The following is a 16,997-nucleotide window of genomic DNA, read 5'->3' on the forward strand; positions in this document are numbered from 1 at the left end:
CGGGCGGTGCATGTTCAGGCACCGGCCGCCGCTTTCTGCGCTTCTTCCTCATCTTTCGCCATGACGTCGACACGTGTCGCCACCGCGCGTCTTACGGCGCTTGCCTGCGATGAGCGCGATGCCGGCGCCGCGCTCGCGCTGCTCGATCAGAGTATCGCGCTGCGTCATCGGCGCATTGCGCTGATTCGCTATCTGCTCGCGCGGGAGCTAGGCGCGCCGCTCGAAGCGCGGCATCACGCGTACGTCGAAAAAATCGCGGCCCGTCTGAGCGCGGATGCGCTCGCGCGGATCGCCAGTGCCGCGCGTGCGCGACTGCGGACGTAGGTATCGGCGTTATCAGCGCTTGCCGTCATCCAGCGCCGAGAGGATCTGATGCGCGGCGCTCACGCGCGCCTCGTTCGGGAAATTGCGGTTCGCGAGCATCACGATACCGAGGCGCTTTTGCGGCACGAACGCGACATACGCGCCGAAGCCGTTGGTCGATCCGGTCTTGTTGATCCAGACGTTCTGCTGCGGCGGCAGCGGCGGTTTGATTTCGGTCGACGGGCTCCCGTTGAGGACCATTGCCAGCGAATTGCCGGCCAGCAAGGTCGGCAATTCGACCGGATACGGGTACTGCTCCCAGATCAGATCCTGAGTCAGCACGCCGGCCTGGAAGTAGCCGGTATGCGTGTCCGTGATTGCACGCTGGAACTGGCTGTCGAGCGGAATCAGGTTCATGTTCGCCTGCACGAAACGCAGCATATCGGCGGCGGTCGACTTCACGCCGTACGCTTCGGCTGAAATCACGCCGCCCGTCAGACGGACCGGCGCACCGTCTTTCGCATAGCCCTGCGCGTAGTCCGGCATTTTCGCCGCGGGGACGTCGATGTAAGTGCTCTTCATGCCGAGCGCAGGAAACACGCGTTGCTGCATCAGCGCGGTGAAGTCCTGGCCCATCGTCTTCGCGGTGATCAGCCCCAGCGTGCCGATGCCGGGATTCGAGTAGGTGCGGAACGTGCCGGGCGGATGAGCGGGCTGCCAGTCGTGGAAGTACTGCAGCAGTTGCGCGTTGTTGCGGATGTCATCCGGCACCTGCAGCGGCAGACCGCCAGGCGTGTGCGTGCCGAGATTCAGCAGGCTGACTTTGCCGAACGGCCGGCCGCGCAGCGTCGGCAGATAGCGCTCCGTGCCGTCCGACAACGACAGCTTGCCGTCGAGCTGCGCATACGACGCGAGCGTCGCCGTGAAAGTCTTGCTGACCGAGCCGAGTTCGAACAGCGTATCGCGTGTGACCGGCTTGCCGGTTTGCGTCGATGCGACGCCGTAGTTGTACACGTAGGGCTTGCCGTCGTCGATCACGCCGACCGCCATGCCGGCGATATGGTACTTCGCCATCAGCGGCCGGATCGCCGCATCGACGGTGGATTGGAGTTGCGCGGCGGCGGGCTCGGCCGCGTGACCGGCGGGTGAGATCGCGGACAGCGTGAACAGCGCGAACGTGGCGGTTGTTATCAGTTTGAGCGCTCGGGTCTTCATTGCAAACGGTCCTCGGTCGGGGAGTGTGAGTCGGCGGATCGGCGAATCGGCTGAGGCAGCACTATCGGGCTTTTGCGAAACGCTGGCAAACGAGGATATGTTGCGCGGGGGTATAGAAAAAGTTGTGGGCCGCAACGCGAGCGTTGCCGGCGTTGTCGGTTGTAGCCAAACGCGTGTCGGGTTCGGCACAGGTGTCGCCGCGGACCGCCGCTACGCTGGTGGAACGGCGCGCCATGCAGCGTGCGGGCGCGTCGCTCACGAACATGGAGACGAGACAATGAGCAGCAATCGCGGCGTCGTGTATCTGGGGCAGGGCAAGGTCGAAGTGCAGTCGATCGACTATCCGAAGATGGTCGATCCACGTGGCCGTTCGATCGGCCATGGGGTGATCCTGAAGGTGGTGAGCACGAATATCTGCGGCTCCGATCAGCACATGGTGCGTGGCCGCACGACCGCCGAGGTCGGCCTGGTACTCGGGCACGAGATTACCGGCGAAGTGATCGAGGTAGGGCGCGACGTGGAAACGCTGAGCGTCGGCGATCTGGTGTCGGTGCCGTTCAACGTGGCCTGCGGACGCTGCCCGACCTGCAAGGCGCAGCACACCGGCGTGTGCCTGAACGTGAATCCGTCGCGCGCGGGCGGCGCGTATGGCTACGTCGACATGGGCGGCTGGATAGGCGGCCAGGCCGAATACGTGATGGTGCCGTACGCGGACTTCAATCTGCTGAAATTCCCGGACCGCGCGCAGGCGATGTCGAAGATCCGCGACCTGACCTGCCTGTCCGACATTCTGCCGACCGGCTACCACGGCGCGGTGATGGCCGGAGCCAAGCCCGGCGCGACCGTCTATATCGCCGGTGCTGGACCGGTCGGCATGGCGGCGGCCGCGTCCGCGCGCCTGCTGGGGGCGGCCTGCACGATCGTCGGCGACATGAACGAGGCGCGCCTCGCGCACGCGCGCAAGATGGGCTTTCAGACCATCGATCTGTCGAAGGACGCGACGCTCGGCGAACAGATCGAGCAGATCCTCGGCAAGCCCGAGGTGGATTGCGCGGTGGACTGCGTCGGCTTCGAAGCGCACGGTCACGGCAGCAGCGGCTCGCACGAGGAAGCCCCGGCCACGGTGCTCAATTCGCTGATGGAAATCACCCGCGCGGCTGGCGCCATCGGCATTCCCGGACTCTACGTGACCGACGATCCAGGCTCGGCCGATGCCGCCGCGCGCAAGGGCAGCCTCAGTTTGCGGTTCGGCCTGGGCTGGGCGAAGTCGCATTCGTTCCACACCGGGCAGACGCCGGTCATGAAGTACAACCGCGATCTGATGCAGGCGATCCTGTGGGATCGTTTGCCGATCGCCGATATCGTCAACGTGACGGTGGTATCGCTCGACGATGCACCCGAGGGCTACCGGCAATTCGACGGCGGCGCGCCGAAGAAGTTTGTGATCGACCCGCATGGGCTATTGAAGGCGGCTTGAGGTTCGATAGCCGCTAAATTGCCGCTAAGCGCTGCGTGGGCTGCTGGTCCACGCGGCGCGTCGTCTTAAGCACGCGTTGAACGGATCCACTGTCCAGTGCGTATTTTCATTGATCAAGCCGCCAGCACTGGCGCATTGGACAGCGAAGGCGCCTGGTTGCGGCGTTCGCGCGTCGGCGCGGTGCCGAACGCATCGCGATAGCTCTTCGAGAAGTGGCAGGCCGACTGGAAGCCGCACGCCATCGTGATGTGCATGATCGACATGTCGGTCTGCAACAGCAGCTCGCGCGCGCGCCGCAGGCGCAGCGTCAGGTAGTAGTGCGTCGGCGTCATCCCCAGGTGCTCGCGGAACAGCCGTTGCAACTGCCGTTGCGACATGCCCGCCAGCCGCGCAAGTTCCTCGCGCGACAGCGGCTCCTCGATGTTGTTCTCCATCAGCGAGATCACTTCGAACAGCGACTTGTTGGCCGAGCCGAGCCGCGCGACCAGCGGCATCTTCTGCTGCGCGCTGGTGTCGCGCACATGTTCGACGATGAACTGCTCGGCGATCTGCGTGACGCGCGCGGTACCGACGCGCGGCGAAATCAGATTCAGCATCATGTCGAGCGGCGCGACGCCGCCGGTGCAGGTCACCCGATCCCGATCGATCACGAACAGCTCTTTCAGAAAGCGCGTGTCCGGAAACTCTTCCTTCAGCGCCGACATGTTTTCCCAATGAATCGCGCACGCATAACCGGCCAGCAGGCCGGCGCGCGCGAGCGCATAGGTGCCCGTGCACAGACTGCCCAGCACGCAGCCCATGCGCGCGAAACGGCGCAGCGCGGACAGATGCTCGGCGCTGGTGGAGCGCTGCACGTCGATGCCGCCGACCACGAACACGATATCGGGCTGCCCGACGCATTCGACCGGCCCCGTATCGACGGAAAGCCCGTTGCTCGCCATGACCGGCCCGCCGGCGGGACTCACGATCGACCAGCGGTAAAGCGGCTGACCCGTCAGGTAGTTCGCCATGCGTAGCACTTCGATCGCGTTGGTGAACGCGATCATCGTGAAGTTCGGAACCGGCATAAATGCGAAATGCGACAACGATGCCGTGCGATCGGTGGACATGGGAACGGGGAATCCTGATGTAAATTTCGCGTCGCCGTGGGGAAGGCGACTATCTCAATTCTGAGTATCAGGGCAACAACCATGCCATCAGGCTAAACCCCTGGATGCTGTGCACACAGCCAGGAATGGCTAAGCAATCCGCTGACGAAATCGCTTCCACGCAGCACCAGAACGGCGCCGCGACGGCAATACGGCGCACCCGAACGGCGCAGCAAGACTGCCTTGTAGTGCAGCCCCACGCGGGCCGACTGCGCCGACTTGTCGAAAAAGGACGCGCATGGCGGAAAAGGCAAAGAACGCGTCTGAATTCGTAAATAGACGCGCGGGCCGACCGTCAAGAATAGATCCAAGGCAAAGCGGCGGCGCGACCCCGCCGGCAACCCGCAACAGCCTCCCCGTCAACGTTCTTACGGACCTTCCATGTCGAACCCGAATCCCTTCTTCGAAGACTCGCTGCCGGCGCGCGATCCGGCGGTGCGCGGCGCCATTCTGAAAGAGCTCGAGCGTCAGCAGTCGCAAGTCGAGCTGATCGCGTCGGAAAACATCGTGTCGCGCGCGGTACTCGACGCGCAGGGCTCGGTGCTGACCAACAAGTACGCGGAAGGGTACCCGGGCAAGCGCTACTACGGCGGTTGCGAATACGTCGACGAGATCGAGACGCTCGCGCTCGATCGCATCAAGCAGCTTTTCAATGCGAAGTTCGCGAACGTGCAGCCGCATTCCGGCGCGCAAGCGAATGGCGCGGTGATGCTCGCACTGACGAAGCCGGGCGATACGGTGCTCGGCATGTCGCTCGACGCGGGCGGGCATCTGACGCATGGCGCGAAGCCCGCGTTGTCGGGCAAGTGGTTCAACGCGGTGCAGTACGGCGTGCGGTGCGACACGATGCTGATCGACTACGAGCAGATCGAGGAACTGGCGCAACAGCACAAACCGACGCTGCTGATCGCGGGCTTTTCCGCCTATCCGCGCGCGCTCGACTTCGCACGGCTGCGCGCAATCGCCGACGGCGTCGGTGCGAAGCTGATGGTGGACATGGCGCATATCGCGGGCGTGATCGCGGCCGGCCGTCATGACAATCCGGTCCCGCATGCGCACGTGGTCACGTCGACCACCCACAAGACCCTGCGCGGTCCGCGCGGCGGCTTCGTGCTGACCAACGACGAAGAGATCGCGAAGAAGATCAACTCCGCCGTGTTCCCCGGCTTGCAGGGCGGACCGCTGATGCATGTGATCGCCGGCAAGGCGGTCGCGTTCGGCGAGGCGCTGCAGCCGGGCTTCAAAACCTATATCGACAGCGTGCTCGCCAACGCGCGGGCGCTCGGCGACGTGCTGAAAGCGGGCGGCGTCGATCTGGTGACAGGGGGCACCGACAACCATCTGCTGCTGGTCGATCTGCGGCCGAAGGGGCTCAAGGGCAATCAGGTCGAACAGGCGCTGGAGCGCGCGGGCATCACCTGCAACAAGAACGGCATTCCGTTCGATACGGAGAAGCCGACCGTCACGTCCGGCATTCGCCTCGGCACGCCGGCGGGCACGACGCGCGGCTTTGGCGTCAGCGAGTTTCGCGAGGTCGGGCGTCTGATCGTCGAGGTGCTCGATGCGCTGCGGACGTCCGCCGAAGGCGACGCCGCAACCGAACAACGCGTGCGCCGCGAGATTTTCGCGCTGTGCGACCGCTTTCCCATTTACTGATTACGCGCGGAGCAAACGATGAGTCAACTGCACGAGAACAGCATCATCATCGACGGGCTGAACATTTCGAAGTTCGAGCGCTCGGTGTTCGAAGACATGCGCAAGGGCGGCGTCACCGCCGTGAACTGCACGGTATCGGTCTGGGAAAGTTTTCAGAAGACCGTCGACAACATCGCCGAAATGAAGCAGCAGATCCGCCAGTACAGCGAGATCCTCACGCTGGTGCGCACCACCGACGACATCTTCCGCGCGAAGAAAGAGAACAAGACCGGCATCATCTTCGGCTTCCAGAACGCGCATGCATTCGAGGACAACCTCGGCTATATCGAAGCGTTCAAGGATCTCGGCGTCAACGTGGTGCAGCTTTGCTACAACACGCAGAACCTCGTCGGCACCGGCTGCTACGAGCGCGACGGCGGTCTGTCCGGCTACGGGCGCGAGGTGATTCAGGAGATGAACCGCGTCGGAATCATGGTCGACCTGTCGCATGTGGGCGGCAAGACCTCGTCGGAGGCGATCGCGGCGTCGAAGAAGCCGGTCTGCTATTCGCATTGCTGCCCGTCCGGGCTCAAGGAGCATCCGCGCAACAAGACCGACGAGCAACTGAAGGAAATCGCGGACGCGGGCGGCTTCGTCGGCGTGACGATGTTCGCGCCGTTCCTGAAGCGCGGCCCCGATGCGACCGTCGAAGATTACATCGAGGCGATCGAGTACGTGGTGAACCTGATCGGCGAAGACCAGGTGGGAATCGGCACCGATTTCACGCAGGGCTACAGCACCGAATTTTTCGACTGGATCACGCACGACAAGGGCCGTTATCGCCAGTTGACGAACTTCGGCAAGGTCGTGAACCCGGAAGGCATTCGCACGATCGGCGAGTTTCCGAACCTGACCGCCGCGATGGAACGCGCCGGCTGGACCGAGACGCGCATCCGCAAGATCATGGGCGAAAACTGGGTACGGGTGTTCGGCGAAGTCTGGAAGGTGTGAGCCTTTTTACAGCGGATCAAAACGGAGTTCCCACATGCAACCTCAACTGCCCATCGATGTGAATCCGGACACCGGCGTCTGGACCACGGACGCGCTGCCGATGCTCTACGTGCCGCGTCATTTCTTCACCAACAACCACGTCGCCGTCGAGGAAGCGCTCGGCCGCGACACGTACGCCGAGATTCTCTACAAGGCCGGCTACAAGTCCGCGTACTTCTGGTGCGAGAAGGAAGCGAAACAGCACGGCATCACCGGCATGGCGGTATTCGAGCACTACCTGAACCGTCTGTCCCAGCGCGGCTGGGGCCTGTTCAGGATCATCGAAGCCGATCCGGCGAGCTCGCATGCGCGGATCGAATTACGGCACTCGTCGTTCGTGCTCGCCCAACCGGGCAAGACCGGCAAGCTCTGCTACATGTTCGCCGGCTGGTTCGCGGGCGCGATGGACTGGGTCAACGATACCGCGCCAGACGGCGCGCGCAAGGGCCCGCCGTCGCAATCGAAAGAAGCACGCTGCGCGGCGGAAGGACACGAGCACTGCGTGTTCGAAGTGTCGCCGCTGGCGTCAATCTAATCCGAGCATTCCGAGGTCGACCGCGATGCGTTACCCGAACCTTTTCAAGCCGCTCACGTTGAACAAGCTGACGCTGCGCAACCGCATCGTCAGTACCGCGCACGCGGAGGTCTATGCGGAACCGGGCGGCCTGCCCGGCGACCGTTATATCCGCTACTACGAGGAAAAGGCCAAGGGCGGCGTCGGACTCGCCGTGTGCGGCGGGTCGAGCCCGGTGTCGATCGACAGCCCGCAAGGCTGGTGGAAGTCGGTGAATCTCGCCACCGACAAGATCGTCGATCCGCTAGCGCGGCTCGCCGAAGCGATGCACGCGCATGGCGCGAAGATCATGATTCAGGCCACTCACATGGGACGCCGTTCGGCGTTTCACGGCGAGCACTGGCCGCATCTGATGTCGCCGTCGGGAGTGCGCGAGCCGGTGCATCGCGGCAATGCGAAGATCATCGAGGTCGAGGAGATTCGCCGCATTATCGGCGACTTCGCGACGGCAGCGAAGCGCGTGAAGGATGCGGGCATGGACGGCATCGAGATCTCGGCCGCGCACCAGCATCTGATCGATCAGTTCTGGAGCCCCCGCACCAACTTCCGTACCGACGAATGGGGCGGTTCGCTCGAAAACCGCCTGCGTTTCGGCGTCGAAGTGTTGCAGGCGGTGCGTGCGGCGGTCGGCGCCGACTTCTGCGTCGGTCTGCGCATGTGCGGCGACGAATTCCATGAAGACGGGCTCGATCACGAACAGCTGAAGGAAATCGCTCAGGCAATGAGCGAGAGCGGCCTGATCGATTATCTCGGCGTGATCGGTTCCGGAGCGGACACCCACAACACGCTCGCCAACTGCATGCCGCCGATGGCGCTGCCGCCCGAGCCGTTCGTGCATCTGGCGGCCGGCATCAAGCAGGTCGTCAAGGTGCCGGTGATGCACGCGCAAAGCATCCGCGACGCGGGCCAAGCCGAGCGGCTGCTGGCGAGCGGCATGGTCGATCTGGTCGGCATGACGCGCGCGCAGATCGCCGATCCGCATATGGTGATCAAGATCCGCGATGGCCGCGAGGACGAAATCAAGCAGTGCGTCGGCGCGAACTACTGCATCGACCGTCAGTACAACGGGCTCGACGTGCTGTGCGTGCAGAATGCCGCGACCTCGCGCGAAGCGACGATGCCGCACGTGATCGTCAAGTCGCGCGGGCCGAAGCGCAAAGTCGTCGTGGTCGGCGCGGGGCCGGCGGGGCTCGAAGCGGCGCGCGTCGCGAAGTCGCGCGGTCACGACGTGGTGCTGTTCGAGAAGAACGATTACGTGGGCGGCCAGATCATGCTGGCGGCGAAAGCGCCGCAGCGCGAGCAGATGGCGGGCATCGTGCGCTGGTTCGACATGGAGACGAAGCGCCTCGGCGTGGATCGACGCCTCGGTGTCGCCGCCGACGAGCGGACCATCACGGCCGAGAAGCCCGACATCGTCGTGCTCGCCACCGGCGGTTCGGCGTTCACGTCGCAGGTCGCGGCATGGGGTGTCGACGCGGGACTCGCGGTCAGTTCGTGGGACGTGCTGGCCGGCAAGGTCGAGCCGGGCCAAAACGTGCTCGTGTATGACGGCGTCAGCACGCATGCGGGCGCGGGCGTCGCGGATTTCATCGCGAGCCGTGGCGGGAACGTGGAGATCGTCACGCCCGACGTGAAGGTCGCCGACGACGTCGGCGGCACCACGTTCCCGATCTTCTATCGCCGTCTGTACGCGCAAGGCGTGATCCATACGCCCAACTACTGGCTCGACAAGGTGTACGAGGAAGACGGCAAGAAGATCGCCGTGATCCGCAACGAGTACACCGAGGAGCAGGAAGAGCGCGCGGTCGATCAGGTGGTGATCGAAAACGGCAGCACGCCGAACGACCAGCTTTACTGGAAGCTGAAGCCGGAATCGGTCAATCGCGGCCAGGTCGACGTGCACAAGCTGTTCGCGTCCGAACCGCAACCGTGTCTGGACGAGCAACTCGGCAATGGACGCTTCCTGCTGTTCCGCGTCGGCGACTGCATCTCGATGCACAACATTCACGGCGCGATCTACGACGCGCTGCGCCTTTGCAAGGATTTCTGACGATGAGCCCCGTGTTTGTCATCACCGTCCTGCTGTGGGTGTCGGTGGCCGGTCTCGCGTTCGCGCTGGCACGCCGCGCCGCCTACTGGCGCGAGGGCCGCGCGACCGTCGCGGGCGCCTACGGCTGGACCAATCTGCTCGCGATCCCGAAACGCTACTTCGTCGACCTGCATCATGTAGTTGCGCGCGATCCGTATATCGCACGCACGCACGTTGCAACGGCGGGCGGTGCGATCCTCGCGATGGCGCTCGTGTTCGTCAACTACGGCTTCGCGATCTACTCGCCGTGGCTCGACAAGCTGATCTTCGTCGCCGCGCTGGCGATGCTGATCGGCACGGTGTTCGTCTGGCGCCGCCGGCATGGCGCGAAGACGGTGCCGGCGCGGCTCTCGCGTGGGCCTTGGGATCAGTTGCCGCTGCTGCTGGGTTCGTTCGCGCTCGGTCTCGCCTTGTTCATCGCGTTGCCCGCGACGGCGATGTCCGGTGCGCTCGCCGTGATCGTCGCGCTGCTGATCGCGGCGGGCGCGTTCACGATGACGTTCGGCGCGGCGCGCGGCGGTCCGATGAAACATGCGTTGGCGGGTCTGCTGCACCTCGCGTTTCATCCGCGTCAGGAGCGCTTTGCCGATGCCGCCGCGGCGCGTAACGCTCCCGACGCCGTGCCGCCCACGGCATTGAAAATGCCGCTGCTCGACGCGAAGGAATACGGCGTCGGCAAGCCGGTCGAATTCCGCTGGAACCAGTTGTTGAGCTTCGACGCCTGCGTGCAATGCGGGAAATGCGAAGCGGCGTGCCCCGCGTTCGCGGCGGGTCAGCCGCTGAACCCGAAAAAGCTGATTCAGGATCTGGTGACCGGCATGGTCGGCGGCACCGACGCGCAATACGCTGGCAGCCCGACCCCAGGCATTCCGGTCGGCAAGCATGCGGGCGCGCCGGGTAAGCCACTGATCTCGACGCTGATCGAAGCGGACACGCTGTGGTCCTGCACGACCTGCCGCGCCTGCGTACAGGAGTGCCCGATGCTGATCGAGCACGTCGACGCAATCGTGGACATGCGCCGCAACCAGACGCTCGTCGAAGGCAGCGTGCCCGGCAAGGGGCCGGCGACGCTCGCGAATCTGCGCGAGACCGGCAGCATCAACGGCTACGACATCGGCGCGCGTTACGACTGGGCCGTCGATCTGCAGGTGCAGGTCGCGCAGCCGGGCCGTCATGTGGACGTACTGCTGATCGCCGGCGAGGGCGCTTTCGACATGCGCTATCAGCGCACGCTGCGCGCGCTCGTCAAGGTGCTGAACCGCGCGGGCGTCGATTACGCGGTGCTGGGCGGCGCCGAAACCGATACCGGCGACACCGCGCGGCGTCTCGGCGACGAAGCGACGTTCCAGCAACTGGCTCGTACGCTGATCGGCACGCTCTCGCAGTACTCGTTCACGCGCATCGTTACCGCCGATCCGCATGTGCTGCATAGTCTGCGCAACGAGTATCGCGCGCTCGGCGGCTTCTATCAGGTGCAGCATCACACGGCGCTGATCGACGAACTGATCGCGAGCGGCAAGCTGTCGCCGCGCGCGGCCGCCGCCGTCGCAGAGCGCAACATTACCTATCACGATCCGTGCTATCTGGGCCGCTACAACGGCGAGACGGAAGCGCCGCGGCGTGTGCTGAAGAGCATCGGCATCAAGGTGGTCGAGATGGAGCGGCACGGGATGCGCGGACGCTGCTGCGGTGGTGGCGGCGGCGCACCGTTGACCGATATCCCCGGCAAACGGCGGATTCCCGATATCCGTATCGACGACGCGCGCGCAAGCGGCGCGGAGATCGTTGCGGTCGGCTGCCCGAATTGCACGGCGATGCTCGAAGGGGTAGTGGGGCCGCGTCCGGAAGTGCTGGACGTGGCCGAACTGGTCGCCGCGGCGCTGGAGTAACGCGATGATGAATACGCTCAAACGAATCGATCCGCGCCGGCCTTTCTCGGTGACGGCGCAGGGGCTCCGGCGCATCACGCTCGGCGTGGTTGGCATGGCGGATGCCGCGGGTAGTGCGTCGCTAGCCGATGCGCGTCATGCCGGGCATCGCGAACAGCCGAAGCCGCGCCGCACGACCGCCACGCCGCACCATGTGCTGCTGGTAGCGGCGCACGCGGATCGTGGCGCGCTCGATGAACATGCGCGGCAGACGCTCGCCGCCGCCGCGCTGATCGCCGACGCGCAAACCGAAGTCGTGTTGCTGGTGTTCGGCGAATTCACCGGCGATGCCGCCGCGCTCGGCGCCGACAAGCTGATCGAATTGCCGATGTTCGACCGCCGCACGTACGCACCGGACGATGAGCTGAATGCGCTGGCGGCCTGCGTCGCAGCCTACGCGCCGGCCCATGTCTTCCTGCCCGACAACGCGACCGGCGACGGCGACCTCGGCCGCCGTTATGCGTCGGTGGCGGATGCAAGCGTCGCGACGCACGTCGTCGAGATCGATGCCGGGCACGTGTCCACCTATATCCGCGCGAATACGGCGCTCGCCAGCCGCGCGCTGCCCGAAGTCGTGCTGCTCGAGCCGAACGCGGTCGATCCGAAGCTGCCGTTCGTCGGCGCGGGCGAGCGGGTCGCGTGGCGCTTCGACCGCGAGGCAGAAGCAGCGAACGCGCAACGCGCGATACGCGATCTCGGCATCGACGAAATCGACGCGGCGCAGGTTGCGCTGGAAGAGGCGGACTTCATCGTATCGGCGGGCAACGGCGTCAGCGACGTACCCGCGTTCGAGCGGCTCGCGACGACCCTCGGCGCGGCGATCGGCGCGAGCCGGGTCGCCGTCGACGACGGCAAGTTCACGCGCGACAAGCAGATCGGCGCGACCGGCAAGACCGTCGAGGCGAGCGTGTATATCGCGTTCGGCATCTCCGGCGCGGTGCAGCATCTGCAGGGCATCAAGGATTGCCGCCATGTGATCGCAGTCAATCTCGACGCGAGCGCGCCGATCGCGAAGCGCGCGAATCTGACCGTGATCGCGGACGCGCAGGAAACCATCGCGGCGCTCAACGAAGCGGCGGCCGCGGCGCGCGGCGCGCGTGCGACTTCGGCCGCGCTGTTGCAGCCGGGCAAGCTAGCCGAAGGAGTGCTCGCATGAAGATCGCCGTGTTGGTTTCGGTCGGACGTCATCCGCTTAGCGGCGCCGCGCGCTATAGCCGCAACGATGCGGCAGCGTTGACGCTGGCGCTGTCGCTCGCGAGAACGCATGGCGCGACGCTCGACGTGCTGCATGCGGGCGATCCGTCGAACGCTGCATTGAACGAGTATCTGGCGCTCGGCGCGCGTTCGGTCGAAGTGCTCGACATGCCACTCGACGCCGATCCGGCGCCACAACTCGCCGCGCGTTTGCGTGACTACGAACTGGTGCTGACCGGCACGCGCGCCGAAGGCGGCTTCGATAGCGGCATGCTGCCGTATCGCGTCGCGCATGCGCTGGCGGTACCGCTCGTCGGCGCCGCCGTCGATCTGGCTGTGCGCGATGGTTGCGCGCAGGTCCGGCAGTTCATGCCGAAGGGCCTGCGACGGCGCGTCGAAGTGCGGCTGCCCGCGTTGATCGCCGTGCACCCGCTCGCGAACGCCGCGACGTCGTACGCGTATGCGCGGCTGCGCGAAGGCACGATCGAGCGCACCACCGCGCCCGGCGCCGCCGCGCCGCAAGGCATTACTCCCGAACAGTCCGCATGGACCATCGGCCCCGCCACCGCGAAACCGGTGCGGCTCGCCGCTGCCGAAAAGCGCTCGGGCCACGCGCGCATGCTGTCGGCGACGACGACCGAGAGCCGCGGCGGCAGCGTCGTAATTGAAGGGAGTTCCGTCGAAAAAGCACAAGTGATCCTCGCGTATTTGCGCGAGCATCAACTGGTGGATTACTGAATTCCGGCTCGGGCCAGCATGCGACCAGGAGGGCCTGGCGCGGCGCCAGACGTGACACGCAACGGAGCACACAATGAAAGTTTCCGCAGACGTTCGCGCAATGATCGAACGCCGCAAGCCAAATTACACACTGGAAGCGCCGTTCTATACGAGCGAGGATATTTTCGCGCTCGATATCGACGCGATCTTCCGCCAGCACTGGATTCAGGTAGCGGTCGAGCCCGACGTGCCAGAGCCGGGCGACTACGTGACGGTCGAGATCGGCAACGACTCGATCCTGATCGTGCGCGACGACGACATGCAGGTGCGCGCGTTTCATAACGTCTGCCGCCATCGCGGCGCGCGTCTGTGCAATACCGGCAAGGGCTCGCTCGGCAATATCGTCTGTCCGTATCACAGCTGGACGTATAGCCTCAATGGCGACCTGATGTTCGCCGAACACATGGGCGAACAGTTCGACCGCTGCAAACATAGCCTGAAGGCGGTGCATGTCGAGAATCTCGCGGGGCTGATTTTCATCTGTCTCGCCGAGCAGCCGCCCGCTGATTTTTCCGTGATGCGTGCCGCGATGGAACCGTATCTGTTGCCGCACGATCTGGCCGGCTGCAAGATCGCCGCGTCGATCGACATCATCGAGGACGGCAACTGGAAGCTGACGATGGAGAACAATCGCGAGTGCTATCACTGCGTCGCGAACCATCCTGAGCTGACCATCTCGCTGTACGAGTACGGCTTCGGTTATCAACGCTCGCCGGCGAACGAGGAAGGCATGGCCGCGTTCGAGGCCACCGTCGCGCGCCGCACCGCGCAGTGGGAGGCGATGCAGTTGCCGTCGGCGGAAATCGAGCGGCTCGCCGATCTGGTCACCGGGTTTCGCACGCAACGTCTGCCGCTCGATCGCGACGGTGAATCGCAGACGCTCGACGCGAAGGTCGCATCGAAGAAACTGCTCGGCGGTTTCAAAGAGGCCGATCTCGGCGGCCTGTCGTTCTGGACTCAGCCGAATTCGTGGCATCACTTCATGAGCGACCACATCGTCAGCTTCTCGGTGATTCCGCTGTCGGCCGGCAAAACGCTGGTGCGCACCAAATGGCTCGTGCACAAGGACGCGCGCGAAGGCATCGATTACGACGTCGACAATCTGACCGCCGTGTGGCGCGCGACCAACGACCAGGATCGCGCGCTGGTCGAATATTCGCAGCGCGGCGCGACGAGCAGCGCGTATGAGCCGGGTCCGTATTCGCCGTTCACCGAAGGACTCGTCGAAAAGTTCTGCGAATGGTATATCGGCCGTCTCGCGGATTACGACGCGAACCCGCGAGCAGCGCACGACGAGAAAGTCGTGTCGTTCGCGCGCTGAGTGCAACACCGCAATGACGAGCGGGGGGACAACCATGATGCGCGATCAGGCCATGTTTCAAGCGGACATCGAGCAGACTTCACAGAATCCAGCGGGCGCGTTGAGCCGTGTGACGCAGCCGCGCTTCTGGGACGCGCTGCCGGCACGCTGGAACAGTGACTCCGACGACACGCTGGAGTGCTGCCAGGTTCGCAGCGAAACGCACGACGTGAAGAGCTTTTTCTTCCGTGCGCCATCGGGGCGGGCATTCGTGTTCGAGCCGGGGCAGTTCATCACGCTGGAGCTGGAGATAGGCGGCGAGACGATCAATCGCTGCTATACGATCTCGTCGCCGCCCACGCGGCCCCATACGATCTCGATCACCGTCAAGCGCGTGCCCGGCGGCCCGGTGTCCAACTGGCTGCACGACCATCTGCATGCGGGCATGCAGGTGCGCGTGCTCGGGCCGTCCGGCGAATTTACCTGCGCGCGGCATCCGGCGCGCAAGTTCCTGTTTCTGTCGGCGGGCTCGGGCATCACGCCGCTGATGTCGATGAGCCGCACGCATCATGAACTCGGCGAGGACAGCGATATCGTCTTCGTGCATAGCGCGCGCACGCCGGACGACATCATCTTCGCGCGCGAGCTCGATCTGATCGCCGCCAATCAGGCGCATTTCCGCACCGCGTTCGTCTGCGAGCGCGTGGGCGCGCGCACCAATTGGCCCGGCATCACCGGCTTTCTGACGTTGCCGCTGCTGAAACTGATTGCGCCGGATTTTCTGGAGCGGGAGATTTTCACCTGCGGGCCCGCACCGTACATGCAGGCGGTGCGCAATCTGCTCGACGAAGGCGGCTTCGATCGCCAGCACTATCACGAGGAAAGCTTCTCGTTCGAGACCGTCAGCGAAGTCGCCGCGCAATCGGCCGAAGCGCATGTCGCCGACGCGCTGCGCGATGCGCCCGCCCCGGCGGAAACCGCGACGCGTTTCAAGGTCAGCTTTACGCGCAGTCATCGCGACATCGAGTGCGGCGGCGACCAGCATGTGCTCGAAGCGGCAAAGCAGGCGGGCGTGCGGCTGCCGGCGTCGTGCACGCAAGGCATGTGCGGCACCTGCAAGGTGAAGCTCGTGTCCGGCGAGGTGGCGATGAAGCACGCGGGCGGAATCCGTCAGCGTGAGATCGATCAGGGCATGGTGCTGCTGTGCTGCAGCAAGCCGCTGAGCGATCTCGTCGTCGACAAGTAATACGACTGGTAACACCACAAGAACGCGGCAAACACTGGGCGGATTTGCGTGGAAGTCGCATGCGGACAACTGCATGTCGCAAAACAACGCTACCCGGCAATTCTGGTTGGCGATTCTAAATGCGCGGTGTGCGGTTCGATGGCAAACGCGTCAATGGGCAAATGGATCAACGGGAGAACGTCGATGAGACTGATCGGAAAGGTAGTGGTGGCAAGCGCGTTGGGGGTGATGCTGGCGGCGGTCAGTGCGGGCGTGTCGGCCGATTCGAAGCCGACCATCAAGATCGGTTACGTGGAGGGCTGGGACGATAGCGTCGCGACGTCGAACGTGGCCGCCGAAGTGATCGAAAAACGCCTCGGTTATCAGGTGCAATTGGTCCCGGTCGCGGCCGGCGTGATGTGGCAGGGCGTGGCGCGGGGCGACCTCGACGCGACGCTGTCCGCATGGCTGCCGGTCACGCACGGCGCGTACTGGAACAACTTCAAGGACAAGGTGGTCGACCTCGGGCCGAACTTCAACGACGCGAAGATCGGGCTGATCGTGCCGGACAACGTGGACGTGAAGAGCGTCGGCGATCTGCAGGCGAAGAAGTCGGAGTTCGGCGCGCGCATCGTCGGCATCGACGCTGGAGCTGGCGTGATGCAGAAAACCAGCGAGGCGATCAAAGCGTACGGGCTCGACTATCAGCTGATGCCGAGTTCAGGCAGCGCGATGACCGCCGAGCTGGCGCGCTCGGAGGCGGCCAGCAAGCCGATCATCGTGACCGGCTGGAAGCCGCACTGGATGTTCGCGAAGTACAAGCTGAAATTCCTCGACGATCCGAAGAAGGTATTCGGTGAAGCGGAGCACGTCGATAGCGTGGTGAATCCGGAGCTCGAGAAAAAGGCGCCGACGGTGGTCGCGTTCCTGAAGAAGTTCCAATGGAAGCCGGGTGAGATCGACACGGTGATGCTGGCCACGCAGAACGGCGAAAAGCCGGCCGCGGCGGCCGACGCGTGGATCAGCGCGCATTCGGACCGCGTGGATAGCTGGGTGAAGTAAGCCGGCAAGCGTCGGCGCAG

At 64.7% G+C, this 16,997-nt stretch carries 14 protein-coding genes; 12 read left to right on the forward strand and 2 right to left on the reverse strand.

Features of this window, described 5'->3' with window-relative positions; genetic code table 11:
• The first annotated feature begins 60 nt into the window (after positions 1 to 60).
• Positions 61 to 324 (forward strand): hypothetical protein, encoded by a 264-nt coding sequence (locus tag BC1002_RS19275; protein ID WP_013091658.1) that lies wholly within the window; start codon positions 61 to 63, stop codon positions 322 to 324.
• A 12-nt stretch (positions 325 to 336) separates the two neighbouring features.
• On the opposite strand, the gene ampC is transcribed toward BC1002_RS19275, so the two are convergent.
• On the reverse strand, positions 337 to 1,518 hold the full coding sequence (ampC, locus tag BC1002_RS19280; RefSeq protein ID WP_013091659.1) for a class C beta-lactamase: 1,182 nt from the start codon (positions 1,516 to 1,518) through the stop codon (positions 337 to 339).
• 277 nt (positions 1,519 to 1,795) lie between these two features.
• Between ampC and fdhA the strand changes: the two genes are divergently transcribed.
• Positions 1,796 to 2,995, forward strand: coding sequence for a formaldehyde dehydrogenase, glutathione-independent (gene fdhA, locus BC1002_RS19285; protein ID WP_013091660.1), 1,200 nt, complete (start codon positions 1,796 to 1,798; stop codon positions 2,993 to 2,995).
• 113 nt (positions 2,996 to 3,108) lie between these two features.
• Here fdhA and BC1002_RS19290 read toward each other — a convergent pair whose 3' ends face one another.
• Positions 3,109 to 4,104: a GlxA family transcriptional regulator gene (locus BC1002_RS19290; protein ID WP_013091661.1), complete on the reverse strand. Its 996-nt coding sequence runs from the start codon at positions 4,102 to 4,104 to the stop codon at positions 3,109 to 3,111.
• 420 nt (positions 4,105 to 4,524) lie between these two features.
• Here BC1002_RS19290 and BC1002_RS19295 point away from each other — a divergent pair, with 420 nt between their 5' ends.
• The 10 genes from BC1002_RS19295 (at position 4,525) to BC1002_RS19340 (ending at position 16,977) form a co-directional block, all read left to right on the forward strand.
• Positions 4,525 to 5,799 carry a serine hydroxymethyltransferase gene (locus BC1002_RS19295; protein WP_013091662.1) on the forward strand — a complete coding sequence of 425 codons (1,275 nt, stop codon included), beginning with the start codon at positions 4,525 to 4,527 and terminating at the stop codon, positions 5,797 to 5,799.
• Positions 5,800 to 5,817: 18 nt separating this feature from the next.
• Complete coding sequence (locus BC1002_RS19300; protein ID WP_013091663.1) at positions 5,818 to 6,789, forward strand: dipeptidase; 972 nt, start codon at positions 5,818 to 5,820, stop codon at positions 6,787 to 6,789.
• Positions 6,790 to 6,823: 34 nt separating this feature from the next.
• Positions 6,824 to 7,363 carry a DUF5943 domain-containing protein gene (locus tag BC1002_RS19305; protein ID WP_013091664.1) on the forward strand — a complete coding sequence of 180 codons (540 nt, stop codon included), beginning with the start codon at positions 6,824 to 6,826 and terminating at the stop codon, positions 7,361 to 7,363.
• 25 nt (positions 7,364 to 7,388) lie between these two features.
• The gene (locus BC1002_RS19310) at positions 7,389 to 9,452 is read left to right on the forward strand and encodes an NADH:flavin oxidoreductase (protein WP_013091665.1); all 2,064 of its coding nucleotides are present in this window, start codon (positions 7,389 to 7,391) and stop codon (positions 9,450 to 9,452) included.
• A gap of 2 nt (positions 9,453 to 9,454) precedes the next feature.
• Positions 9,455 to 11,380: a (Fe-S)-binding protein gene (locus BC1002_RS19315; RefSeq protein ID WP_013091666.1), complete on the forward strand. Its 1,926-nt coding sequence runs from the start codon at positions 9,455 to 9,457 to the stop codon at positions 11,378 to 11,380.
• A 7-nt stretch (positions 11,381 to 11,387) separates the two neighbouring features.
• Positions 11,388 to 12,575, forward strand: coding sequence for an electron transfer flavoprotein subunit alpha/FixB family protein (locus tag BC1002_RS19320; RefSeq protein ID WP_041735303.1), 1,188 nt, complete (start codon positions 11,388 to 11,390; stop codon positions 12,573 to 12,575).
• Positions 12,572 to 13,351 (forward strand): drug:proton antiporter, encoded by a 780-nt coding sequence (locus tag BC1002_RS19325; protein ID WP_013091668.1) that lies wholly within the window; start codon positions 12,572 to 12,574, stop codon positions 13,349 to 13,351. The genes BC1002_RS19320 and BC1002_RS19325 overlap by 4 nt, the downstream gene beginning before the upstream one ends.
• Positions 13,352 to 13,424: 73 nt before the next feature.
• Complete coding sequence (locus BC1002_RS19330) at positions 13,425 to 14,711, forward strand: aromatic ring-hydroxylating oxygenase subunit alpha (protein WP_013091669.1); 1,287 nt, start codon at positions 13,425 to 13,427, stop codon at positions 14,709 to 14,711.
• Positions 14,712 to 14,745: 34 nt separating this feature from the next.
• Complete coding sequence (locus tag BC1002_RS19335; protein WP_013091670.1) at positions 14,746 to 15,936, forward strand: FAD-binding oxidoreductase; 1,191 nt, start codon at positions 14,746 to 14,748, stop codon at positions 15,934 to 15,936.
• A gap of 183 nt (positions 15,937 to 16,119) precedes the next feature.
• Positions 16,120 to 16,977, forward strand: coding sequence for a glycine betaine ABC transporter substrate-binding protein (locus BC1002_RS19340; RefSeq protein ID WP_013091671.1), 858 nt, complete (start codon positions 16,120 to 16,122; stop codon positions 16,975 to 16,977).
• The last annotated feature ends 20 nt before the right edge of the window (positions 16,978 to 16,997 follow it).

This window comes from Paraburkholderia atlantica (assembly GCF_000092885.1).
Classification (GTDB): domain Bacteria; phylum Pseudomonadota; class Gammaproteobacteria; order Burkholderiales; family Burkholderiaceae; genus Paraburkholderia; species Paraburkholderia atlantica.

What these genes read in the sequence shown, in the direction of transcription:
- BC1002_RS19275 (WP_013091658.1), top strand. Translation starts at nt 61, where the DNA reads ATGACGTCGACACGTGTCGCCACCGCGCGTCTTACGGCGCTTGCCTGC.
- ampC (WP_013091659.1), bottom strand. Translation starts at nt 1,518, where the DNA reads ATGAAGACCCGAGCGCTCAAACTGATAACAACCGCCACGTTCGCGCTG.
- fdhA (WP_013091660.1), top strand. Translation starts at nt 1,796, where the DNA reads ATGAGCAGCAATCGCGGCGTCGTGTATCTGGGGCAGGGCAAGGTCGAA.
- BC1002_RS19290 (WP_013091661.1), bottom strand. Translation starts at nt 4,104, where the DNA reads ATGTCCACCGATCGCACGGCATCGTTGTCGCATTTCGCATTTATGCCG.
- BC1002_RS19295 (WP_013091662.1), top strand. Translation starts at nt 4,525, where the DNA reads ATGTCGAACCCGAATCCCTTCTTCGAAGACTCGCTGCCGGCGCGCGAT.
- BC1002_RS19300 (WP_013091663.1), top strand. Translation starts at nt 5,818, where the DNA reads ATGAGTCAACTGCACGAGAACAGCATCATCATCGACGGGCTGAACATT.
- BC1002_RS19305 (WP_013091664.1), top strand. Translation starts at nt 6,824, where the DNA reads ATGCAACCTCAACTGCCCATCGATGTGAATCCGGACACCGGCGTCTGG.
- BC1002_RS19310 (WP_013091665.1), top strand. Translation starts at nt 7,389, where the DNA reads ATGCGTTACCCGAACCTTTTCAAGCCGCTCACGTTGAACAAGCTGACG.
- BC1002_RS19315 (WP_013091666.1), top strand. Translation starts at nt 9,455, where the DNA reads ATGAGCCCCGTGTTTGTCATCACCGTCCTGCTGTGGGTGTCGGTGGCC.
- BC1002_RS19320 (WP_041735303.1), top strand. Translation starts at nt 11,388, where the DNA reads ATGAATACGCTCAAACGAATCGATCCGCGCCGGCCTTTCTCGGTGACG.
- BC1002_RS19325 (WP_013091668.1), top strand. Translation starts at nt 12,572, where the DNA reads ATGAAGATCGCCGTGTTGGTTTCGGTCGGACGTCATCCGCTTAGCGGC.
- BC1002_RS19330 (WP_013091669.1), top strand. Translation starts at nt 13,425, where the DNA reads ATGAAAGTTTCCGCAGACGTTCGCGCAATGATCGAACGCCGCAAGCCA.
- BC1002_RS19335 (WP_013091670.1), top strand. Translation starts at nt 14,746, where the DNA reads ATGATGCGCGATCAGGCCATGTTTCAAGCGGACATCGAGCAGACTTCA.
- BC1002_RS19340 (WP_013091671.1), top strand. Translation starts at nt 16,120, where the DNA reads ATGAGACTGATCGGAAAGGTAGTGGTGGCAAGCGCGTTGGGGGTGATG.